This window comes from Variovorax sp. Root318D1, assembly GCF_001424835.1.
In the GTDB taxonomy this organism is placed as follows: Bacteria; Pseudomonadota; Gammaproteobacteria; order Burkholderiales; family Burkholderiaceae_C; genus Variovorax.
In genome coordinates this window covers 137,271-157,972 of sequence record NZ_LMCQ01000019.1, presented here as the reverse complement: position 1 = coordinate 157,972, position 20,702 = coordinate 137,271, and the positions used below count along the sequence as shown (strand labels likewise).

The window sequence follows — 20,702 nt, the reverse complement described above, 5'->3', positions numbered from 1 at the left end:
TCAGTTTTTCTCGAGATGCCGCCGCTGGTCGTAGGTCGGCTGCGGCGGCAGGTCGGCAAGATGCCGCGTGTCGGCCCAGTCGACGATCTCGATGGCGTCAGGCTTCGCAGGGTCGGCAATGCGGATGCGGTTGAAGCCCGCATTGGGGATGTCGCTCTGGCGCGGGCCGCTCAGGCTGAGTCCGCGCGCGGTGCGCCACACCATGTCGAGCACTCCCCCATGGGTGACCACGATCAAGTGCTGCCCGCGATGCGTGGCGGCCAGGGTTCCGAGCGCCGCGACGATGCGCGCATGGAACTCGCGCGCCGACTCGCCCTCGGGCATGGCGTGGTCCTCGTGAAACTCCAGCCACTGCTCCCAGGCGCGGGGGTGCAGCGCCTGGATCTCGTCGGCCCGCAAACCTTCGACGACGCCGAAATGCTGCTCGCGCAAGCCCGCCGAGGTGACCACCGGCAGCGACAGCTGCAACGCCGCGGGCGCGGCGGTCTGCTGCGCGCGCATGAGGTCGCTGCTGATGATGTGCTGCGCCGTCTCGCCCGCCAGCCGCTGGCCGAGGCGGCGCGCCTGCTCGTGGCCCATGTCGTTGAGCGGCACGTCGGCATGCCCCTGGAAGCGCAGTTCGCGGTTCCAGGCGGTTTCGCCGTGGCGGATCAGGATGAGTTCGGTCGCGAAATCGGATGTGGGCGTGGGCATGGAACACCCATTCTCCACCGCATGCGTGACGCGGGTGCACTCGACGGCCGCATCTGTTGCATGGCCGCCACCTGCAGCACGGGTGACGGCGAATGCACCCCAATCCGACGCCCCAAAACCCCCTGGCCGGGCAGCCTATGCCGCTGCGCCAGATCGCCCGATCACGCAGAATGGGCCCATGCCGAATCTTGTCCTGCTGCCTGGCCTCGCCTGCGACGAGCGCCTCTGGGAAGCGCAGCTACCCGTCCTCCCGCCTGCGTTCGAAGCCCGTGTGAGCGATGCCCACACGCGGCACGACACCATCGAGGCCATGGCCGCGGCCGTGCTGCGCGAACACCCCGGTCCGCTTGTGCTCTGCGGTGCTTCGATGGGCGGCATGATCGCTATGGAAGCCGCGCGGCAAGCGCCCGAGCGCATCGCCGGGCTCGCGCTGCTGGGCACCAACCCGCGGCCTGAGGCGCCCGAGATGTACGAACTGCGCGAAGGCGCGATCGAATTGTTCGAGCAAGGCGATCTGCGCGAAGTGATCGAGCCGAACGTCGTGTTCGCTTTTCATCCCGCGCAGGCCGCCGACGAGGCGCTGGTGCAGCGCTATCTCGACATCGTGCTGGACGCTGGCGCGCAGCAGCTGATCCGGCAGAACCGCGCGGTGATGCGCCGGCCCGATGCGCGCGCCCACCTGCCCTCGCTGCGCGCGCCGGTGCTGCTGGTGTGCGGCGATACCGACCGGCTGGCGCCGCCCTACTGCACGCGCGAGATCGCAGCGCTGGTGCCGCATGCTGAAGTGGTGTGGGTGGCGCAATGCGGCCACATGCTGACGATGGAGAAGCCCGCATTCGTCAATGCGGCGCTGCTCTCCTGGCTGGCTCAGTGGAGCTGACCGCCGGTTTCGGCAATGTCTTTTTCAACGGCCAGCGCGCAAGCCACTGCGATGCGCAACGCCTCGACCATGGTAGCCAGCGACATGCTCGGCACTCCCGGAAAACGCGCCGCCTGCTCGGGCAGGTAAGGGATGTGGATGAAGCCGCCGCGCTGCCCCGGCACGGGGTGCGTGGCCATGCGGTGCATCAGGCCGTAGAAGATGTGGTTGCAGACAAAGGTGCCCGCAGTGTTCGAAACGGACGCGGGCACACCTGCCGCACGCAGATCGCGCACCATGGCCTTGATCGGCAGCGTCGAGAAATACGCCGCTGGCGCGCCAGGCACCACGGGCACGTCGATGGGCTGCCGGCCTGCGTTGTCGGCAATGCGGCCGTCGTCGACGTTGATGGCCACCCGCTCGGGCGTGATCTCAGCGCGGCCGCCGGCCTGGCCGATGCACAGCACCAGCTCAGGTTGCAACTCATCCATTACGCCCGCAAGCGTCTCGATCGCCTGGCCGAAGACGCAGGGCATCTGCCGCGCATGCACGGTGGCGCGGCCGCACTTCCAGCCGTCGAGCGCATGCACGGCTTCCCATGAAGGGTTGAGGGCTTCTCGGTCGAACGGATCGAACCCGGTCAGCAGGACATTGGTTCGCTGCACCACGGCGTGAACGGCGCGCTCAGGCCACCGCGCGAACCGCGATGCCTTCTTTCTGGAGGCGGTCGCGGATGCGCCGCGCAAACTCCAGTGCGTGGGCGCCGTCGCCATGCAGACATACCGTCTGGGCATTGACCGGCACGGTGCTGCCGTCGATGGCCGTGACCTTGCGGTCACGTACCAGCGAGAGCGTCTGGGCGAGCGACTGTTCTTCGTCTTCGATGAGCGCACCGGGCTGGCTGCGCGGCACCAGGCTGCCGTCGGGCATGTAGCCGCGGTCGGCAAACACCTCTTCAACGGGCGTGAGGCCTGCGCGGCGCGCGGCGTCGATCATGCCGCTGCCCGCCAGGCCGAAAAACTTGAGCGTGGGATCGAAACGCCGCACCGCCTCGCACAGCGCGTCGGCGAGTTCGGGCTCCTTCACGGCCTGGTTGTAGAGCTGGCCGTGCGCCTTCACGTGCGAGAGCTTGCCGCCTTCGGCCTTGGCGATCGCGGCCAGCGCACCGACCTGGTAGAGCACGTTGGCCACGATCTCGTCGGGCGGCAGGTGCATGGTGCTGCGGCCGAAGTTTTCGCGGTCGGGAAAACTCGGATGGGCGCCGATGGCGACACCGTGTTCGATCGCCCAGCGCACGCATTGCCGCATGGTCTTGGCATCGCCTGCATGCCATCCGCACGCGATGTTGGCCGAGCTCACGAGGCCGAGCAGCGCTTCGTCGCTGCCGGCGCCTTCACCGAGATCGGCATTGAGGTCGATTTGCATAAGCTTTGTTCCTTCGTCGAGCGCTGAGGCGGGCCGGCGGGCCGGCGCGCGCCTGCTGATTGCAAGTCTATGCCGGTCTCGTCCAACCCGCAGCCGCAAGCCCTTGCGCCACCTGCGCCAGATAGCGCTGCTGCTCGGCCCATGCCTCGAGCGCCTCGGCCATGTCGACCTGCACCAGCCGCAACCGGCCGTCGAGCGGTGCCTGCGCGAGCTTCCACAGGTCGGCGCGGATCACCACGCCGATGCGCGGATAGCCGCCGGTGGTCTGCGCGTCGCCCATGAGGATGATCGGCTGCCCCGAAGGCGGTACCTGGATGGTGCCGGGAATGACACCCGACGAGAGCATGTCGACACTGCGCTTGCGCTTGAGTTCGGTGCCTGCGAGCCGGCTTCCCATGCGGTTGCTCTGCGCGGTGATGCGCCAGCGTTCGCTCCAGAGTTGCGTGTGCGAGGCTGCGGTGAACTGTTCGAACTCGGGGCCCGGCAGCACGCGCAGGGCGATGGATCCGTCGCTTTCCTCAGGGCCCCAGTCGGGGCCACGCAGGCCGAACGGGCGCCTCGCCAGCCGGGTGGCGTCGAGCGCCGTGGCGCCCAGCGCGAGCCGGTCACCCTTGCGCAGCGCGCGGCCCTGGTGACCCCCGAAGCCCGCCTTCAGGTCGGTGCTGCGGGAGTCGAGCACCGGCGGCACGTCGATGCCGCCCGCCACGGCGAGCCAGCTGCGCAACCCGGCCTTCTTCACGCCGGCCGCATTGGCACCCGCGAGCGTAAGCGTCTGGCCTGCCTCCACCGGCACGCTCCAGCAGGGCCAGAGCGGCATGCCGTCGAGCCGGGCGCCGAACCCGTCTCCAGCCAGCGCGATGCGGGTGGCGGTTTCAAAGCGGATCTCGCAACCGCCCATGGTCATCTCGAGACCGGCCGCCCCATCGGCATTGCCGACCAGCCGGTTCGCCAGCGTGAGCGCCAGCACGTCGAGCGCGCCGCCGGGACAGATGCCCAGCTGCCTATGCCCGTGCCGCCCCAAATCTTGCACTGAGGTCAGCATGCCGGGCTTCTGGACCAGCATCATGTGATGTGCACGCTTTCGACGACAAAGCGCACGCGGTCGCCCGGCCGCAGCAGGGTGGGCGGCTCGGCTGAAGGATCGAAGAGTTCGAGTGAGGTGCGGCCGATCAGCTGCCAGCCGCCTGGCGACACCAGCGGATAGATGCCGGTCTGCTCGCCGCCGATGCCGACCGACCGCGCGGGCACCGCCGTGCGCGGCTCCGACCGGCGCGGCGTGGCCAGCTCGGGCGGCAGCCCGCCCATGAAAGCAAAGCCGGGCAGGAAGCCGAGCAGGTAGACCACGTAGTCGGCCGCGCTGTGGCGCCGCACGACTTCGGCCTGCGTGAGCCCGGTGAAGGCCGCGACGTCGGCAAGATCGGGGCCATGCTCGCCGCCGTACGACACCGGAATCTCCACCCTGCGGCCTTCGATGGCGCCGGCCGACAACCGCGGCCAGACCTCGTTCACGCGTTCCATCAGCGCATCGATTCCGATTGCGGTCGGATCGAAAGTCAGCGTGAGATTGTTCATGCCCGGCAGCACCTCGCCTACGCCGGCCCACCGCTGCACTTCCACACCCAGCGCCCAGATCCGTTGCTGCTGCCCCAGCGTGGCCGGCGGCGGCAGCTCGCAAAGCAAAGCCGCGTCGCCGAGCGGATGCAGGCGAGGCAACGGGAGTCGGCTACTCACGACCCAGGCTGCGCACCTTGGCTGCGAGCTGCTTCTCCACATCGGGCGAAACGAACTTGTGGACTTCTCCGCCCAGCATGGCGATTTCGCGCACGAAGGTGCTCGAGATGAACTGGTATTTGTCGCTGGGCGTCAGGAACACCGTCTCCACGTCGGGCATCAGCGAGCGGTTCATGCCCGCGAGCTGAAACTCGTAGTCGAAGTCGGTCACGGCACGCAGGCCGCGCACCATCGCCTTGCCACCGCGCACCACCACGAAATCGCGCAGCAAGCCCGAAAAGCTCTCGACCGTGACCTGGTCGCTGTACGGCTTCACGGCCTCGCGCGCCATCTCGATGCGCTCCTGCAGGGAGAACAGCGCCTTCTTGTGATGGCCCGCCGCAACCGCGACGATAACCTTGGAAAAAAGCTGGGTTGCACGCCGCACCACGTCCTCGTGGCCGAGGGTGATGGGATCGAAAGTGCCGGGATAAACCGCGATCACGTTGCTGGCCATGGTTTTTCTTCCTCATGCAGCCGGTGCGGCTTGTCCGGCGAATTATGCAGTCCCGTTTGCGGCCTGCCGCAGCAGGTGCGCATGGACCGCCCCTGCCTTTAAGTAACGAAAATCAACAAGGCCGACGGCGGCAAGCTCTTCGTCGCCCCAGCGGCGCGGCGCTTCAAGGTAAACGGCGCCTCCGGCTTTCACCGCCCGCGCCGCGGCACGAAGAGCAGGTTCGTAGAGGGCGACGTTGTCGAAAGGCGGGTCGAGAAACACGGCATCCAGGCTGCCGGCCGCAGTGCGTTCGAGGGCCGTGAGCCCATTGCCCCGCTCGATGCGGACGGCTTCGGCGGAAAGCCTGGTTTTGGCAGCCTGTAGCTGCGCCACCAGCGCGGCGTCCTGCTCGCAGAGCAGCACGCTTGCGGCCCCGCGCGACGCCGCCTCGAGCCCGAGCGCTCCGGTGCCCGCGAACGCATCGACGCAATGCCAGCCCGGCAGCTCGCCGCCGCCCGCCCCAGCCATGCTCGCGAGCCAGTTGAAGAGCGTTTCCCGTACGCGATCGGGCGTGGGTCGCAGGCCGGGCTTGTCGGTCACCGGAAGACGGCTGCGCTTCCATTGGCCTCCGATGATGCGTACCTCGCGCGGCAGCGCTTTCGAACGCGCGGGGGACGGCGATGGCTTCGAGGTGGAACGCTGGGCGGCTGCGGCTTTCTTCTGGGGCATGGGGCGAGCTTAACGCCGCCGCATGGGTCTTCCTATGCGCCGAGCAGGGCCCGCCGCGCCAGCAGCGCGGCCAGCACCAGCATCGTGCCGCCGATCAGCGCATCGAGCATCTGCCAGGCACGCGGACGCGCGAACACCGGCGCCAGCCATCGCGCCCCAAAGCCCAGCGCCGAGAACCACAGTGCGCTGGCCAGCGCCGAGCCCGCAACGAACCAGGCTTTGAATGAGCCGCTGTACTGGGCGCCAGTGCTGCCCACGAGCAGCACGGTGTCCAGGTAGACATGCGGGTTCAGCAAGGTGAAGCCCGCCGCCTGCGCCAGCACGGCCGCGCGCGATAGCGATGTGCCATGGGCTGCTGCCTGCAATGCGCCGGCTTGCCGCGAGCGCCACAGCGCGCGCAGTCCGTATGCCGCCAAGAACAGGGCGCCGAGTCCGGCCAGGGCGGTGGCAAATACCGGTCGCCCCTCCAGCGCCTGCGCCATTCCGGCCACGCCCGCGGTGATCAGAATCGCATCGCTGGCGGCGCAGAACAGCACCACCGCGCTCACATGCTCGCGCCGCAGGCCTTGGCGCAGCACATAGGCGTTCTGCGCGCCGATGGCGACGATGAGCACCAGGCTCATGAAGAACCCGTTGATGAATGCGGTGGTGATTTGTTCGTAAGCCATGGCGCAAGCTTGCCGCCGCGAACCAGTTAATTCAAACTAAACCTCCTAAGCCATATTTAGTTTTTCTAATTTCACGAAGAACCATGCTCGATTACGCCGCCCTGAACGCATTGGCTGCCGTGGTGCGCGAAGGCAGCTTCGAGCGCGCGGCCCGCGCGCTGAACGTCACGCCGTCGGCCGTCTCGCAACGCGTCAAGCTGCTCGAAGAGCGCACGGGCGGAGCGCTGCTGGTGCGCGGCCAACCCTGCGTGGCCACCGAAGCCGGGCAGCAGCTGTGCCGGCACATCGAGCGCGTGGGCATGCTGGAGCACGAGTTGCGCGACGCCCTGCCCTCGCTTGGCATGGGCGGCGGGAGCGGTAGCGCGGGCGAGCGGGTCACTGTGCGCGTGGCGGTCAATGCCGACAGCCTCGCCACCTGGTTCATGGCGGCCGCTGCGGCCTTTGCGCAGCAGGAAGAATCGGCCTTGCTCGACCTGACCGTCGATGACCAGGACCACACCGCCGAGCGTCTGCGAAGCGGCGCGGTGCTGGCGGCCGTCACCGCCCTGGCCCAACCGGTGGCTGGCTGCAACAGCGAGGCCCTGGGCGCCATGCACTACGTGGCGGCCGCAAGCCCGAAGTTCGTGCGACGCTACTTCGGCAAGGGCGTGGGTGCGCGCACATTGGGCAATGCACCCAGCCTGGTGTTCGACCGCAAGGACCGGCTGCAGGCACGCTGGGTGCGGCGCATCTGCCATCGCAGCATCGAGACGCCGCGGCACTGGCTGCCCTCGGCGCAGGGTTTCGTCGACGCGGCGCGCGCGGGCATGGGCTGGGGCATGCTTCCGGCCAGCATGGCGGCCGACGCTCTGCGAACGGGCGCGCTGGTAGAACTGGTGCCCGGCTCGGCGCTGCAGGTGCCGCTCTACTGGCAGCAGGCGCGCGCGGCGCCGCAACTGCTCGAACGGCTCAAGGCGGCGGTACGAACGGCCGCCGGTAGCGGAGCGCACGCCCTGCGCTGAGAACGCCCGTTATTGTTTTCCGCCCACCACCACCGTCACCATGCGTTCGGGCTGGAGCTTGCGTGCAAAGGCGGCGCGAACTTCGGCTGCGGTGACCGCGTTCATGCGCGCGGTCCAGGTGTCGAGATAGTCGAGCGGCAAGTCGTACCACGCGATGTTGGCCACATTGCCGATGAGCTTGCGGTTGCTGTCCAGCAAGAGCGGAAAGCCGCCAATCAAGTTGTCCTTCGCGGCCTTGAGCTCTTCGGCGGTTGGCCCTTCTGCCACGAACTTCGCGACCACGTCGCGTGAGACCTTGACGGCATCCTCGGCCTGGTCGGGCCGCGTCTGGAAGCCGACCCGGAACGCACCGGCATCCAGCCCCGGTGAAAAGCCGCTGTAGACGCTGTAGGCCAGGCCGCGCTTCTCGCGCACTTCGTTGGTCAGCCGCGAGACGAAGCCGCCACCGCCCAGCACGTAATTGCCGAGCGTGAGCGCGAAGTGGTCCGAGTCCTTGCGCGGGTAGCCCGGCTGGCCGATCAGCACGTGGGCCTGGGCCGACGCAAACGGAATGCGATCGTCCTTGGGCGCCGTGAGCGCAGTCACCGGCGCAATGGCGGGCAGCGGCGTGCAGGCCTCCGGTCCGGGTAGCCGCGAGAGCAGCGCGGTGGCCATGGCTTCCGCCTCGGCGCGGGTCACGGCGCCGACGATGCTGAGCTTGGCGCGGCAGGGCACGATGAGCTGTTGGTAGCGCTGCCGCATGGCGGCGGTGTCGATCCGCGCAAGCGTGGCTTCGGTAACTTGCTGTCCGTAGGGATGAATGCCGTAGACGCCCTGTGCAAAGGCACGGCCCGCGATGGTCGCCGGCTTGGTGTTGGCTTCCTTCAGCGAGGCATTGATGCGCTCGCGCTCGCGCCGCCAGATGTCATCGGGGAAGGCGGGCTCGCCGATCTCGCGCGAAGCCAACGCCACCACTTTGGCCAGCAGCGCCGGGTCGGACAGCGTGCGAAGCGAGTAGCTCGCGCGATCGGTGCCGGCGCTGGCGTTGAACTCGGCGCCCAGATCGGCCCAGGCTTCGCCCAGTGCGTTCTCGTCGAGCGCCGGCTCGCCGTTCTTGCCGGCGCGTACGCCCTTCTCGACCATGGTCGCGCTCGCGCTGGCAAGGCCCGCCTGCGCCGCCGGATCGCGCCGGCTGCCGGCGTCGAAATCGATCTGCACGTCGACGATGGGAAGGGCCTGGGTCGACACCAGGTAGATCTTGGCGCCGCTCGCAAGTGTCCAGTGCTCGATGGGCAGCGCGGCTTGCGCGGCGTTGGTTCCCGCCGCGGCGGCAACGACGGCGAACAGCGCGTAACGGACGATTTTTTTCATGGGGATCATTGGAATCCGGCGCCCTTCAGCGCAGTTCGCCCTGGGGCGCTGCAAAACCGCGGCCGCGGGGCTTGGCTTCAAGCGGCAGCGGGCGCAGGGTCGCCACGGTGAGCTGGTCGTCTCCGAAGTACTTGCCGGCCACGGCCTGCACCTGGGTTGGTGTGACGGCCTGCAGTTTCGCGATGATCCGCGCGCTGGTGTCCAGCGGGAGACCCTGCACCCAGTTGCTGCCGAGTTCGCGGGCCTGGGCCATCACTGAATCGCGCTTGTAGGTTTCGCTCGCCACCCATTGCGTCTTGACGCGCGCGAGCTCGGCTTCGCCCACGCCTTCCTTGGCTACGCGCGCCACCTGGGCGCGCAGCGCGGCCTCTACCGCCTCCGCGCTCTTGCCGTTCGCCGGCACACCCACCAGCGTGAATAGCTGAGGTCCTCGCCCCGCCAGGCCCGAATAAACGCTGGCGGAATCGGCCACGCGGTCGGGGCCCTGGGTCAGTGCGCGGTCGAGGCGCGCGCCGGTGTACCCGTCGAGCACGGCCGAAAGCACTTCGAGCGCCCACACGTCGCTGTCGGTGGCCTCGATGTCCTCCAGCTGCGGAATGCGGAACGCGAGCGACACGTAGGCCTGCTCGGCTGGCGCCTTGAACTCGATGCGGCGGATGCCGCGCTGCGCGGGCTCGGTGCGCGGCTTGCGCGCAGGCACGGCACGCGCCGGAATGCCGCCGTAGTACTTCTCGGCCAACGCGCGCACTTTGGCCACGTCGACGTCGCCAACCACCACCACGGCGGCATTGGCCGGCACGTACCAGCGGCGGAAGAAGGCGCGGGCGTCGTCCGGCGTCATGGCGTCGAGGTCACTCATCCAGCCGACCACCGGGCGGTGGTAGGGCGAGGCCGTGAAGATGGCCGCGTTCTGCTGTTCGCCGAGCAAAGCGCGCGGCTGATCTTCGGTGCGCAGGCGGCGTTCTTCCTTGACCACTTCGATCTCGCGCTTGAACTCGTCGTCGGACCACTGGTTGTTGGCGAAGCGGTCCGATTCGAGCTTCATGATCTGCTCGAGGCTGGCGACCGGAATCTGCTGGTAGTAGCCGGTGTAGTCGCGCGTGGTGAACGCGTTTTCCTGCCCGCCCAGGGCCGCCACGCGGCGCGAAAACTCGCCGGGCTTGATCTCCTTGGTGCCCTTGAACATCATGTGCTCCAGCACGTGGGCCACGCCCGAGGTGCCGTCGACCTCGTCGACCGAGCCCACGCGAACCCACAGCATCTGCACCGCGGTGGGGGCACGCCGGTCGGGCAGCACCAGCAGCGTCATGCCGTTGGCAAGGGTGAACTGCTGGGGAGCGGGTGCCTTGGCGGCAATGGATGAAGCGGCGGGAGCCGGTGTGGACTGGGCCTGCGCAGGCATGGTCCACGGCGCCGAAAGCGCCACTGCCAGCACCGCACCGAACGCAGCACGGCGTGGCGAAGGGTGTTTCATAGAATGGGTCGGATTGTAAAAAGCTTCCGATGTTCAGTTTCTTCAAGAAAAAACCGCCTGCCGAATCCCCGGCCGAGCCGGCGCCCCCCCCGGCCGCCGAGCCGGCACCAGCCCCCGAGCCTGCGCCCGCGCCCGCGTCTGCGCGCTCGGTGTTTTCGCCGTCGAGCTGGTTCGGCTCGAAACCCGCGGTTGAGGAAGCAGCGCCTCCGCCCGCAGTGCCGGCCCCACCGCCTGCAGTGGCGCCTCCTCCGCCGCCGCCCCCGGTGGCCGTTCCCGCTGCGCCGATCCTTGCGCCCGTGCCGGCGCCCTTGCCCGTGCCGGCGCCAGCACCTGCGCACTCCGAGCCGGATGAACCGCTCCCCGCCCTCATCACGGACGCAGCCATGGCGGCCGAGCGCAAGGGCTGGTTCAACAAGCTGAAGACCGGCCTGCGCAAGACCGGCACCGGCATCCAGGCGGTGTTCGTCAATGCGCAGATCGACGACGCGCTGTACGAGGAGCTCGAATCGGCCCTGCTGATGGCCGACACCGGCGTGAAGGCCACCGAATTCCTGCTCGACGACCTGCGCAGCCGCGTCAAGCGCCAGATGGCGACCGACGCCGTGCAGGTGAAGCGGCTGCTGGCCGACGCGATCACCGACCTGCTCAAGCCGCTCGAGAAGCCGCTGGTGATCGGCCAGTTCACGCCGACGGTGATCATGGTGGCCGGCGTCAACGGCGCGGGCAAGACCACATCCATCGGCAAGCTCACCAAGCACCTGGCCAACGAGGGCGCCTCGGTGCTGCTGGCGGCGGCCGACACCTTCCGGGCGGCGGCGCGCGAGCAACTGCTGGTCTGGGCCGACCGCAACACGGTCGAGATCGTGAGCCAGGAAGGCGGCGACCCCTCCGCCGTGAGCTTCGATGCCGTGACCGCCGGCAAGGCGCGCGGCAAGGACGTGGTGCTGGTCGATACCGCCGGCCGGCTGCCCACGCAGCTGCACCTGATGGACGAGCTCAAGAAGATCAAGCGCGTCGTCACCAAGGCTGACGCCACGGCCCCGCACGAGGTGCTGCTGGTGATCGACGGCAACACCGGGCAGAACGCCCTGGCGCAGGTCAGGGCCTTCGACGAGACGCTGGGCCTCACTGGCCTCGTCGTGACCAAGCTCGACGGCACGGCCAAAGGCGGCGTGCTCTGCGCCATTGCGCGCGAGCGGCCTATCCCGGTCTACTTCATCGGCGTGGGCGAGAAGCTCGAAGACCTCGAGACCTTCAACGCGCGCGAGTTCGCGCAGGCGCTGCTGGGCTGAAGTGCCGGCAGCAGCACCCCCCGCCGCTCAGAAGCCGAAGAGCGAGCGGGTATCGCAGAGAAAACCGGTGCAGTTGGCAGGCCGGACGTAGAACGTCCGGATCTGGCCGCTCGGCAGCATGTAGTCGCCCACCAGGGCATGGCCCTTGGCGCCCTCGGCATTCGCCTGCACGATGTAGGCCGCGCTGTTGCCCGCGGGCTGCAGGTTCTGGTAGCTGAACGTGGCCGATTGCGAAAGGTCTTTCTCGTAGAGCAACCTCGTGCCATCCGAGAAGACGTAGCCGGTCTTGAACCGGAAGCCCCGGGCGCCCTGGGCCTCGAACTGGGCCAGAAAATCAGCGTCGCTGCCGGGCTGGCCCAGCGCTTCATAGCCGTAGGTCGCGCTGCCCTGGGTGTCCTTCTGGTAGACCAGCACCGTGGTCCCGCCAACCAGATAGGCACCGCCGACACTGTAGTAGCCGTTGCCTCCCTGGGCGTTGGTCTGCGACAGATAGCCGGTGCTGTCGGCAGGTGCCGCCAGCACGGCATAGGTGTAGGTCGATGCGGAGCCGTTGTCCTTGCGATAGAGCGTGCGGCTCTGGCCGCCGACCACGTACGGCCCACCCCACTTGAAGCCTCTGGCGCCCTGCGCGTTGAGCTGCGCCTCGAGGTCAGCCGCGGAACTGGCCACGGGCAGCAACTCGAAGGAGTAGGTGGTCTGGGCGTCCTTCACATAGGCTTCGACGACCTCCACGCTGGTGGGGCCGGTGGTGAAGGCAAGGCCGCTGAAGAAGCGGAACGCCCTGGCGCCCTGGGCGTTGAGCCGGTCGAGAAATGCCGAAGCGTCGGCGGCGGGGGTCAAGGCCTCGTACATGAAAGTACGCGTGGCGGGAGCCGGGGCTGGCGCGGGCGCGGGCGCGGGCGCGGGCGCGGGAGCAGGAGCGGGTGCAGGCGCCGGTACCACCGGCAAGCCAGCGAAGCCGCCGCCGCCACCACCACCTCCTCCACCACAGGCCGCCAAAGTCGCGGCGAGCGCCGATATCCAAAGTTTTTCTTGCATGAAATCTCTCCCTGAGACGTTGACGTGTGTGAGACCGCGCAACGGTAAAGGCCGGCTGATAGGCACACCAGTGCCAAAAGTCATGAGGCGCCGGCAGGCGCGAGTTCACTCAGGGTTCGAAACAGCTTGCCGGCGTCGACCGGCTTGAACAGCACGGCGACGCCGGACGCGCGGACGCGCTGCAGGCGTTCGGGCGCGGTTTCGCCGGTGACCAGCAACAAGGGCATGCCGGTGCCGGTGCCGGTGCCGGTGCCGGTGCCGGAGCGCTGGCGCAGGCGCAGACCGGCGTCGAGTCCGTCGTTGCCCTCGGCCAGGCGGTAGTCGCACACCAGCAGATCGAAGGGCTGTCCCTGGCCCTCCGCCTGCGAAAGGGCTTTCTCCGCGTCCGCTTCGTCGGCCACGGCGTGCACCTCGATGGCCCAGGAGCGCAGCAGCTCGCTCATGGCCTCCCGGATTTCCACCTCGTCGTCAACCAGCAGCACGCGCCCGGGCAGTGCCTGTGCCCCTGCAGCACGGTGCCGATGCGCCTCGGCGCCTTGCAGGCCAGCGCCCGCCAGCGGCGCGGCGGCGGGCAGCACCACGCGAAAATGGGTGCCCCGTCCCGGACGCGAATGCACCTGCAACGGATGGTCCAGCAGGCGCGACAGACGCTGCACGATCGACAGGCCGATACCCAGGCCCTGCGAGCGGTCTCGGCCCGGGTTGCCGACCTGGTAGAACTCCTCGAAGATGCGGCCGATCTGCTCGGGCGCGATGCCGACGCCGGTGTCGCGCACCTCGATCCACACCGCATTGCCGCGCGCACGGGCCCTCACGGTCACACCGCCACTCGCCGTGTACTTGAGCGCGTTGTCGATCAGGTTGGCGAGCAAGCGGTGCAACAGCTGCGGATCGCTGCGCACCCACAACCCGCTCGCGCGTACGCGCAATTGCAATTCTTTCTGCTCGGCCTGCGGCGAGAACATGTGGTTGAGCGGCAGGAACAAGGCGTCGAGCTGCACCTCCCGGAGCTCCGGCGTGACCACGCCCGCGTCCAGCCGCGAGACGTCGAGCATGGTGTCGAGCGACGTTCCCAGCGCGTTCACCGCGCGCATCAGGCGCTCCGCGTTGGCGCCTTCGGGGCGGCCGCGCAGTTCGTTCTCCAGCGCGGCGCCGAACAGCGCAATGGCATGCAGCGGCTGCCGCAGGTCATGACTGGCGCTGGCCAGGAAACGGGTTTTTTCTTCGCTGGCACGCTCGGTGGCGGCGATCTGCTCCGCCAGCCGGACGGCCAAGGCTTCCTTTTCGAAGCGCAGAAGCAGCGAATCCGCCAGCAGCTTGTGCTCCTGCACACCCACGCGCAGCATGAGAACGAGATAGATCGTCGAAAAGGCCGCGAGGAAGAGATGGATGGCGCCGCCCTGCCACGCCAGGGCGACGATCAGCCCGCCCATCATCGGCAGCACGTGGCCGAACAGGGCCTCCTTCAGGGGCCGCAGCGATTGCACGGCCCTAGCGCAATTGCCCATCATCACCACCATCAGCGCGGCCGTCACGGGCAAGTTGCCGGCGGGCACGAAGATCCACGGCGCCAGCGCATCGGCAAACCCGAGCAGGGTCACGATGCGGGTGATCTTGCGGGCCCACCGGGCACTTTCCGCCGCAGGTTCCGCCGGGCTCCAGCGCGGCGTGAAGTACATGCCCAGGTACAACGCCAAATGCAGCACGACAAACGGCAGCACCATGGGATCGCCCAACTGCAGGTACATGAACCCGCCAAGCACCAGGACGAAAACGACGCGGGCCAGGCACGTCGCGCTGTAGTTGAAATAGATCGAGGCCACGTGCTCGCGCAACACCCGCTGGCTCAGCGGCGTTTCGGCCATGCGCGGCGGGCTCAACGCAGGCTGCTGATCAATTGCGCACGCGAACGCACACCGAACAGCAGCAGGATGGTCGACACATGGTTCTTCACCGTGCCCTCGCTCAGGTTCGCGAGCTGGGCGATCTCCTTGTTCGCCTTGCCTTCGAGCACCCACTGCAGCACCTGGGTCTGGCGCGGCGTGAGTTCCTGCCAGGCGCTTGCGTGGGCCGATTCAGCGTAGCCGCTGAGCGCCTTCGGCATTGCAGAAGACGAGATTTCGGCCGCCTCGGCATCGAGCAGGCCGCAGGCACGGATGAAGCCCACTACCTCCTTCAGGTCCGCCGACTTGGGAAGAAAAGCACTGGCGCCCAGGGCCAGCGCCCCTTGGGCCAGCGAGGCGTTGCCAGTGCCCGAAAGCACCACGATGCGGGCGGACGGAAAACGCGATCGAAACTCGGTCAGGCCGCTCAAGCCATGCGTATCGGGCAGTGCCAGATCCAGCAGCACCAAGCCGATGGACTCCCCATGCGCTTCATGGAGCACCAGCGCATCGGCCACATTGCCAGCTTCGAACACCTCGATGCCCGTGCCGGAAGAAGCGGCCTGTGCCTGCACCAGCGCGCGGACGCCGAGCCGCAGCAGATCGTGGTCGTCCACCACCAGAATCGCGGTCGGCGGGCGGAGCGGCGCTGGTGCCACGCTCGAAGGCGGCGGGTGGGATGGAGATTCGAACGGAGGGGCCACGCAGTCGATCTTAGCGATGCCTCGAACGCGCGACAGTGCCCTAAGTCATGGCGCGTTCATGCCTGCCAAGAAGGTTTTGCTACATTTTTCATAGCACTTGCCATCGCCTGCCGGCAGAGGCACCATGCAGGACCGCCGCACCGAACGGCGCCTGGAGACAACATGATGCACACCGCCGATGCCCCGCTGGCAGCGGGCAACCGCAAGGTCGACCGGCTGCTGGCCCACTATGGCGAAAGCCACCGCCACCCGACCAACGAGCTGATCCACTTCGTCGCGATCCCGGCCATCATGCTGAGCATCGTCGGCCTGCTGTTTGCGCTGCACCCCTGGGTAGCCTACGGCTTCGTGGCGGCCAGCCTGGTGTACTACGCCACCCTGCGCTCCCCCGTGTTCCTGGCCACCATGCTCGTCGGGACGGCGCTGGTACTGGCGCTGGTTCATGCCATGGGAGGCCTTGTACTACCGGTCTCCGCCGCCATCTTTGTCGTGGCATGGATCTTCCAGTTCATCGGCCACAAGATCGAGGGCAAGAAACCTTCCTTCTTCGAAGACATCCAATATCTTTGGGTGGGGCCCCTCTTTGTACTTTCGAGGCTGTTTTTGCGCCTGGGTATACGCTGGTAGGACTGGGGTCGGACGATTCCGCCTGCTCGCCTCCCTTCCCGGCTGACAGCTTTGCCTATCGGTGCGATAGAAACTTAGGGGGAACCCTTGCCTTAGCACTCCCTCTAATCGAGTGCTAATATGCCCAATACAAAGGAGTTTCCCCTGATGACCATGCTGTCTGGAGCCTCTGCCAACCAGCTCGCCGTCGCCAATCCATGGTCGATGGTGCCGCCGCTGGGCAACCTGGATGCTTATATTTCGGCCGCCAACCGCCTGCCGATGCTCACGCTCGAAGAAGAGCAGGGCTTCGCACGCCGTTTGCGCGACCACAACGACCTCGAAGCGGCCGGTGCGCTGATCCTCTCGCACCTGCGCCTCGTGGTTTCCATTTCCCGCCAGTACCTGGGCTACGGGCTGCCGCACGGCGACCTGATCCAGGAGGGCAATGTCGGCCTCATGAAGGCCGTGAAGCGTTTCGACCCCGACCAGGGCGTGCGGCTCGTGAGCTACGCCATGCACTGGATCAAGGCCGAGATCCACGAGTACATCCTGAAGAACTGGCGCATGGTCAAGGTCGCGACGACCAAGGCCCAGCGCAAGCTGTTTTTCAATCTGCGCTCGATGAAGCAAGGCTTCAAGGCCGATTCGGCCGCGGCCGACAACGGCACGCACCGCGAAACGCTGAGCCCTGAAGAGGTGTCGCAAATGGCGACCCGGCTCAACGTCAAGCCTGAAGAAGTGCTGGAGATGGAAACCCGTCTGTCGGGCGGCGACGTGCTGCTCGATCCGGGCCCATCGGACGACGGCGACGAAGCCTTCGGCCCGATCGCCTACCTGGCCGATGCCACGCAGGAACCGACCGCGCTGCTCGAATCGCAGCAGCGCGACCGGCTCTCGAGCGACGGCATCGCCACCGCGCTGGAAGCGCTGGACGACCGCAGCCGCCGCATCGTGGAAGAGCGTTGGCTCAAGGTCAACGACGACGGTTCGGGCGGCATGACGCTGCACGACCTGGCCGCGGTGTATGGCGTGAGCGCCGAGCGCATTCGCCAGATCGAAGTCGCGGCCATGAAGAAGATGAAGAAGGCGCTGGCCGATTACGCCTGAGCGCCAGCCGTCTTCACCCAGAAAAAAGCCCGGTCATCCGGGCTTTTTCATGCCTGCTTCGAAAGCGTTCGCAGGGCCCGTTTGGCGATGTACCGCGTGGCCAGCGTGTCGGACTCACCGAGCCAGCGCGTGCAGAGGCGATCGACCCACTCCGGCTGAGTCTTGCTCGCGTCGTTGAGCCAGTTGGCCACCGAGTTCTGCACGTAGCGGCTGGGGTCGGCGCGCAAGGCCTCGATCAGCGGCAGGGCGCGCCAGGGTTCGGCCTTGAGCGCATCGATCTGCGCGCACCACACGCCGCGCGGGCGCGTGAGTTCGCTGGCAAAGCGGCGGATATTCGCGTCGGCATCGGCCGTCCATGGCTGCAGCAGCGCCAGCGACTCGTCGAGCGAGCCGATGACCGCGTCGCGCACCGCCATCCAGGCGATTTCGCGCACGCCGAAGTGGGGATCGGCGGCAAAGCGGCGCACCGCCTCCAGCTGTGCCGCCAGCGGAAGGCCCGACAGCGTGACCCATTGCGCAGCCCAGCATCGTGCGACGTCGCTCCCGTGCGTGGCGAGTCGGTGGGCGACGGCGTCGCGCTCGGCATGCTGCGCCGCCAGATCGTAAAGCGCGCGCGCAACGTGGCCGTGCCGCTGCATCGGCTTGAACGCACCCAGCATGGCGAGCGTGTCGGCCAGGCGTTCGCTGGCCGGATCGAGGCCGATGTGGCCTGCCACGCTGCGCGCGAGCTGCGGCAGTTCAAGCGCCAGGAATTCGTTGAGGTTGACGGTCTCGAGCAAGCCGTCGTTGAGCGCGCGCAGCACCTCGGGCGGAATGAGCGCGATGCGGAAGGCGCCCCTGCGCGCCTTCAGATGATCGACCGAAGCTAAAGCGACGACGGCATCCATCGCAGAGGCAACGCCTGCTCAGGACTTGAGCAGCGCCTTCACGTCCGACACCATGGGCGCCACGCCGGCGCCATAGCGCGCGTAGAGCCGCAGCCGCCCCTGGGCGTCGTACACGAAGCTCGCGGCCGAATGGTCCATCGAGTAGCTGGTCGGGGTCTTGCCCTCGACCTTCTTGAAATAGACCTTGAAGTCCTTGGCGATCGTGACGAGTTGTTCGGGCGTTGGAATCAGCGCGACGAAGCCCGGATCGAAGGCACCCATGTAGGCCTTGAGCACCTCGGGCGTGTCGCGCGCCGGATCGACCGTGACGAACAGCACCTGCAGCTTGTCGCCGTCGCTGCCGAGCTGCTGCTTGACCTGCGCCATTTCGGTCATGGTGGTCGGGCACACGTCGGGGCATTGCGCATAGCCGAAGAACAGCACCACGACCTTGCCCTTGAAGTCGGCCAGGGTGCGGACCTTGCCGTCGGAGTCCTTCAGCGAGAAGTCCTTTGCGTAGTCGGCGCCCGTGATGTCGACCGCATTGAAGCTCGGCCTGGGCTCGCTGCAGGCGGTAACAAGCCCCAGCGTGGCGGCAACGCCCGCCCATGCCGCACCGCCGGCCAATAATTGAAGGGCGTTTCGCTTGTTCATGGAAGCAGGCATTCGATCAATTCAGCGCAGGTAATGGTCGACGAGCAATGCCGCGAACAGCACGCTCAGGTGAATCAGCGAAAACCGGAAGGTCTTGCGCGCCAGCGTGTCGGAGTAGTTGCGCCAGAGCGCAAAGGCATAGCCCGTGAACCCGATGCTCACGCCAACCGCCACCGCCAGATAGAGCCAGCCGCTCATGCCGTAGATGAAAGGCATCAGGCAGGCCGCGAACAGGATGAAGGTGTAGAGCAACACCTGCAGCCGCGTGAACTCATTGCCGTGCGTGACGGGCAGCATCGGCAGGCCGGCCTTGCGGTAGTCCTCGACGCGGTACAGCGCCAGCGCCCAGAAATGCGGCGGGGTCCAGAGGAAGATGATGAGGAACAGGATCAGCGCTTCGGGGCCGACGTCGCCCGTCATCGCGGCCCAGCCCAGCACCGGCGGCATCGCACCCGAGGCGCCGCCAATCACGATGTTCTGCGGCGTCAGCGGCTTGAGAATGACGGTGTAGATCACCGCATAGCCGACGAAGGTGGCAAAAGTGAGCCACATGGTGAGCGGATTGACCTGGAACCACAGCAGCGCGGAGCCGGCCACGCACAGCAGGGCCGAAAACACCAGCGCCTGCAAGTCGCTGAGCTGCCCGCGGGCGGTGGGGCGCCAGGCGGTGCGCTTCATCTTGGCGTCGATGCCCTTTTCGACCAGGCAGTTGAACGCCGCCGCCGCGCCCGCCACCAGCCAGATGCCGATGCAGGCCAGCACGGCGCGCTGCACGTCGGCCCACGAAGGCAGACCCGGCACGGCCAGCACCATGCCGATCAGGGCGCAAAAAACGATCAGCTGCACCACGCGCGGCTTGGTCAGCGCGTAGAACTGGCGCAGCACGTTGGCGGTGCTTGTCTGCTGCACGGAAATCGGCGTGCTCACGCTGCGGCCTCCCTCTGGTTGTTATGTGGCGCACCGGGCGCCTTGTCTCTGTCGTGGGCGACCGTGGCGGCTGCCCCGCGGCGACACTCGCACAGCGCCCAGGTCAGCACCACGGCGAGCGCCGCGGCGCCGCCCGTGTGCAGCACCGCGGCGGCCAGCGGCCAACCGAGCAGCACGTTACCAAGGCCGGTGGCAAGCTGGAGCAATGCCAGCCCCGCGAGCCAGCGGGCCTGCGGCCGCAGCGCCGGGATGCGGCGCAATTGCCACGCGAGCACGCCCAAGGCGGCGAACACGGCATAGGCCATCAGCCGATGCGCGTAGTGAATGGCGGTGAGCGCGGAAAAGTCGAGCGGCGCGCCATCGCCGGTCACGCCCAGGTGGCGCCAGATCTCGAAGCCCTGAGCAAAATTCATCGGCGGCCACCAGCTGCCCTGACAGGTGGGAAACTGGGTACAGGCCAGCACGGCATAGTTGGTACTGACCCAGCCGCCCAGCGCGATCTGCAGCAGCAGCAATGCCGAGGTTGCAAGCAGCCCGTTGCGCAGCGCGGGCGACACAGGCATGGGCAGGCGGTCCGCGGCGGCCTGCCGGTAGCGCACCGACTGAATGCACAGCAGCACCAGCAGCACCACGGCGCCCAAGAGGTGCAGCGTGACGATGGCGGGAAAGAGCCTCCAGGTCACGGTCAGCGCACCGAAAGCGCCCTGCAGGCAAACCCAGACCAGCGTGAACGCAGGCCACCATGCGCTGAGCGCGGCATGCTCGCCCTCCGCCGGCGCAGGCAGGCGGCGCTGGCGCCACCGCACGATCCAGGTGGCGGCCGCAAGCGCAAGAATGAGGACGCCGACGCCGGTGGCCAGGTAGCGGTGGACCATTTCGACCCACGCCTTGCTGTGCGTGACCGGCCCAGTCGGCTGGGCCGACTGGGCCATGGCGATCTCGTGGCTCGCACCCACCGGGCTCGCGTTGCCGTAGCAGCCCGGCCAATCAGGGCAGCCCAGGCCCGAATCGGTGAGCCGGGTGAACGCGCCGAACAGCGTGAGGTCGAAAGTGAGGAACAGCGTCAACACGGTGAGCGCGTGCAGCCGGCGCGCCGGCCCGGCGCCTGCGTTGCGGCGCCACACCCATACGAGCGGGCCGAGCGCGATCAACACGCCGGCCGCCATCAGCCAGGCGATGGGTGTGAGGTCGTAGAGCGAACCGGTGTCCATCATGCG

The 20,702-nt window shown here is 67.7% G+C and carries 22 protein-coding genes; 5 read left to right on the top strand and 17 right to left on the bottom strand.

All coding sequences use genetic code 11. The features are described from left to right. On the bottom strand, positions 1-693 hold the full coding sequence (locus ASC78_RS15055; RefSeq protein WP_055802697.1) for a histidine phosphatase family protein: 693 nt from the start codon (positions 691-693) through the stop codon (positions 1-3). Positions 694-871: 178 nt separating this feature from the next. On the opposite strand from ASC78_RS15055, the gene ASC78_RS15050 reads away from it, so the two are divergent. Continuing rightward, positions 872-1,573 carry an alpha/beta fold hydrolase gene (locus ASC78_RS15050; protein ID WP_200934314.1) on the top strand — a complete coding sequence of 234 codons (702 nt, stop codon included), beginning with the start codon at positions 872-874 and terminating at the stop codon, positions 1,571-1,573. Here the strand turns inward: ASC78_RS15050 and pcp are convergent. The 7 genes from pcp to ASC78_RS15015 form a co-directional block, all read right to left on the bottom strand. Next, entirely contained in the window at positions 1,561-2,220 is a 660-nt protein-coding gene (gene pcp, locus ASC78_RS15045; protein ID WP_055802696.1) for a pyroglutamyl-peptidase I, read from the bottom strand. The two genes, ASC78_RS15050 and pcp, sit on opposite strands and share 13 nt — an antisense overlap. A gap of 16 nt (positions 2,221-2,236) precedes the next feature. After that, the gene (pxpA, locus tag ASC78_RS15040) at positions 2,237-2,977 is read right to left on the bottom strand and encodes a 5-oxoprolinase subunit PxpA (protein WP_055802694.1); all 741 of its coding nucleotides are present in this window, start codon (positions 2,975-2,977) and stop codon (positions 2,237-2,239) included. 67 nt (positions 2,978-3,044) lie between these two features. Then, a complete protein-coding gene (locus ASC78_RS15035; RefSeq protein WP_055802691.1) occupies positions 3,045-4,043 on the bottom strand; it encodes a biotin-dependent carboxyltransferase family protein in 999 nt (332 codons plus the stop codon). Continuing rightward, positions 4,040-4,690 (bottom strand): 5-oxoprolinase subunit PxpB, encoded by a 651-nt coding sequence (pxpB, locus tag ASC78_RS15030; protein WP_055802689.1) that lies wholly within the window; start codon positions 4,688-4,690, stop codon positions 4,040-4,042. Before pxpB ends, ASC78_RS15035 begins: the two co-directional genes overlap by 4 nt. Before the next feature lie 10 nt (positions 4,691-4,700). Continuing rightward, positions 4,701-5,204 carry a pantetheine-phosphate adenylyltransferase gene (gene coaD / locus ASC78_RS15025; protein ID WP_055802687.1) on the bottom strand — a complete coding sequence of 168 codons (504 nt, stop codon included), beginning with the start codon at positions 5,202-5,204 and terminating at the stop codon, positions 4,701-4,703. Between the two features lie 42 nt (positions 5,205-5,246). Further along, entirely contained in the window at positions 5,247-5,912 is a 666-nt protein-coding gene (locus ASC78_RS15020; protein WP_055802685.1) for an RsmD family RNA methyltransferase, read from the bottom strand. Between the two features lie 32 nt (positions 5,913-5,944). Continuing rightward, complete coding sequence (locus ASC78_RS15015) at positions 5,945-6,580, bottom strand: LysE/ArgO family amino acid transporter (RefSeq protein WP_055802684.1); 636 nt, start codon at positions 6,578-6,580, stop codon at positions 5,945-5,947. Positions 6,581-6,663: 83 nt separating this feature from the next. Here ASC78_RS15015 and ASC78_RS15010 point away from each other — a divergent pair, with 83 nt between their 5' ends. Then, a complete protein-coding gene (locus ASC78_RS15010; RefSeq protein WP_055802682.1) occupies positions 6,664-7,581 on the top strand; it encodes a LysR family transcriptional regulator ArgP in 918 nt (305 codons plus the stop codon). Positions 7,582-7,590: 9 nt separating this feature from the next. Here ASC78_RS15010 and ASC78_RS15005 read toward each other — a convergent pair whose 3' ends face one another. Then, on the bottom strand, positions 7,591-8,940 hold the full coding sequence (locus tag ASC78_RS15005; RefSeq protein WP_055802680.1) for a M16 family metallopeptidase: 1,350 nt from the start codon (positions 8,938-8,940) through the stop codon (positions 7,591-7,593). 16 nt (positions 8,941-8,956) lie between these two features. After that, positions 8,957-10,405 (bottom strand): M16 family metallopeptidase, encoded by a 1,449-nt coding sequence (locus tag ASC78_RS15000; protein WP_157634460.1) that lies wholly within the window; start codon positions 10,403-10,405, stop codon positions 8,957-8,959. A 29-nt stretch (positions 10,406-10,434) separates the two neighbouring features. Between ASC78_RS15000 and ftsY the strand changes: the two genes are divergently transcribed. Beyond that, complete coding sequence (gene ftsY, locus ASC78_RS14995) at positions 10,435-11,697, top strand: signal recognition particle-docking protein FtsY (protein WP_055802678.1); 1,263 nt, start codon at positions 10,435-10,437, stop codon at positions 11,695-11,697. Positions 11,698-11,724: 27 nt separating this feature from the next. Here the strand turns inward: ftsY and ASC78_RS14990 are convergent, their stop codons facing one another. From ASC78_RS14990 to ASC78_RS14980, 3 genes are all read right to left on the bottom strand, one after another. Next, positions 11,725-12,735 (bottom strand): hypothetical protein, encoded by a 1,011-nt coding sequence (locus tag ASC78_RS14990; protein ID WP_055802676.1) that lies wholly within the window; start codon positions 12,733-12,735, stop codon positions 11,725-11,727. 80 nt (positions 12,736-12,815) lie between these two features. Next, complete coding sequence (locus ASC78_RS14985) at positions 12,816-14,600, bottom strand: ATP-binding response regulator (RefSeq protein ID WP_055802674.1); 1,785 nt, start codon at positions 14,598-14,600, stop codon at positions 12,816-12,818. A gap of 11 nt (positions 14,601-14,611) precedes the next feature. Continuing rightward, positions 14,612-15,322 carry a response regulator gene (locus ASC78_RS14980; protein ID WP_055802672.1) on the bottom strand — a complete coding sequence of 237 codons (711 nt, stop codon included), beginning with the start codon at positions 15,320-15,322 and terminating at the stop codon, positions 14,612-14,614. A gap of 162 nt (positions 15,323-15,484) precedes the next feature. Between ASC78_RS14980 and ASC78_RS14975 the strand changes: the two genes are divergently transcribed. Further along, positions 15,485-15,949, top strand: coding sequence for an Mpo1 family 2-hydroxy fatty acid dioxygenase (locus ASC78_RS14975; protein ID WP_055802670.1), 465 nt, complete (start codon positions 15,485-15,487; stop codon positions 15,947-15,949). Positions 15,950-16,096: 147 nt separating this feature from the next. Beyond that, positions 16,097-17,038, top strand: coding sequence for an RNA polymerase sigma factor RpoH (gene rpoH / locus ASC78_RS14970; protein ID WP_055802668.1), 942 nt, complete (start codon positions 16,097-16,099; stop codon positions 17,036-17,038). A 47-nt stretch (positions 17,039-17,085) separates the two neighbouring features. Here the strand turns inward: rpoH and ASC78_RS14965 are convergent, their stop codons facing one another. From ASC78_RS14965 to ASC78_RS14950, 4 genes are read right to left on the bottom strand one after another with little or no spacing between them, the layout of a single operon-like run. Then, entirely contained in the window at positions 17,086-17,925 is an 840-nt protein-coding gene (locus ASC78_RS14965) for a DNA alkylation repair protein (protein ID WP_055802666.1), read from the bottom strand. Positions 17,926-17,943: 18 nt separating this feature from the next. Further along, positions 17,944-18,558, bottom strand: a complete 615-nt coding sequence (locus tag ASC78_RS14960) for an SCO family protein (protein ID WP_235505102.1) — start codon at positions 18,556-18,558, stop codon at positions 17,944-17,946. Positions 18,559-18,579: 21 nt separating this feature from the next. Next, positions 18,580-19,485, bottom strand: a complete 906-nt coding sequence (gene cyoE, locus ASC78_RS14955) for a heme o synthase (RefSeq protein ID WP_047785804.1) — start codon at positions 19,483-19,485, stop codon at positions 18,580-18,582. Next, positions 19,482-20,699, bottom strand: a complete 1,218-nt coding sequence (locus ASC78_RS14950) for a COX15/CtaA family protein (RefSeq protein ID WP_055802663.1) — start codon at positions 20,697-20,699, stop codon at positions 19,482-19,484. The genes cyoE and ASC78_RS14950 overlap by 4 nt, the downstream gene beginning before the upstream one ends. Positions 20,700-20,702: the final 3 nt, after the last annotated feature.

Excerpts from the sequence above, each read along its gene's own strand:
- ASC78_RS15055 (WP_055802697.1), bottom strand. The coding sequence starts at position 693 with ATGCCCACGCCCACATCCGATTTCGCGACCGAACTCATCCTGATCCGC.
- ASC78_RS15050 (WP_200934314.1), top strand. The coding sequence starts at position 872 with ATGCCGAATCTTGTCCTGCTGCCTGGCCTCGCCTGCGACGAGCGCCTC.
- pxpA (WP_055802694.1), bottom strand. The coding sequence starts at position 2,977 with ATGCAAATCGACCTCAATGCCGATCTCGGTGAAGGCGCCGGCAGCGAC.
- ASC78_RS15035 (WP_055802691.1), bottom strand. The coding sequence starts at position 4,043 with ATGATGCTGGTCCAGAAGCCCGGCATGCTGACCTCAGTGCAAGATTTG.
- coaD (WP_055802687.1), bottom strand. The coding sequence starts at position 5,204 with ATGGCCAGCAACGTGATCGCGGTTTATCCCGGCACTTTCGATCCCATC.
- ASC78_RS15020 (WP_055802685.1), bottom strand. The coding sequence starts at position 5,912 with ATGCCCCAGAAGAAAGCCGCAGCCGCCCAGCGTTCCACCTCGAAGCCA.
- ASC78_RS15015 (WP_055802684.1), bottom strand. The coding sequence starts at position 6,580 with ATGGCTTACGAACAAATCACCACCGCATTCATCAACGGGTTCTTCATG.
- ASC78_RS15010 (WP_055802682.1), top strand. The coding sequence starts at position 6,664 with ATGCTCGATTACGCCGCCCTGAACGCATTGGCTGCCGTGGTGCGCGAA.
- ASC78_RS15005 (WP_055802680.1), bottom strand. The coding sequence starts at position 8,940 with ATGATCCCCATGAAAAAAATCGTCCGTTACGCGCTGTTCGCCGTCGTT.
- ASC78_RS15000 (WP_157634460.1), bottom strand. The coding sequence starts at position 10,405 with ATGAAACACCCTTCGCCACGCCGTGCTGCGTTCGGTGCGGTGCTGGCA.
- ftsY (WP_055802678.1), top strand. The coding sequence starts at position 10,435 with ATGTTCAGTTTCTTCAAGAAAAAACCGCCTGCCGAATCCCCGGCCGAG.
- ASC78_RS14990 (WP_055802676.1), bottom strand. The coding sequence starts at position 12,735 with ATGCAAGAAAAACTTTGGATATCGGCGCTCGCCGCGACTTTGGCGGCC.
- ASC78_RS14985 (WP_055802674.1), bottom strand. The coding sequence starts at position 14,600 with ATGGCCGAAACGCCGCTGAGCCAGCGGGTGTTGCGCGAGCACGTGGCC.
- ASC78_RS14975 (WP_055802670.1), top strand. The coding sequence starts at position 15,485 with ATGATGCACACCGCCGATGCCCCGCTGGCAGCGGGCAACCGCAAGGTC.
- rpoH (WP_055802668.1), top strand. The coding sequence starts at position 16,097 with ATGACCATGCTGTCTGGAGCCTCTGCCAACCAGCTCGCCGTCGCCAAT.
- ASC78_RS14965 (WP_055802666.1), bottom strand. The coding sequence starts at position 17,925 with ATGGATGCCGTCGTCGCTTTAGCTTCGGTCGATCATCTGAAGGCGCGC.
- ASC78_RS14960 (WP_235505102.1), bottom strand. The coding sequence starts at position 18,558 with ATGAACAAGCGAAACGCCCTTCAATTATTGGCCGGCGGTGCGGCATGG.
- ASC78_RS14950 (WP_055802663.1), bottom strand. The coding sequence starts at position 20,699 with ATGATGGACACCGGTTCGCTCTACGACCTCACACCCATCGCCTGGCTG.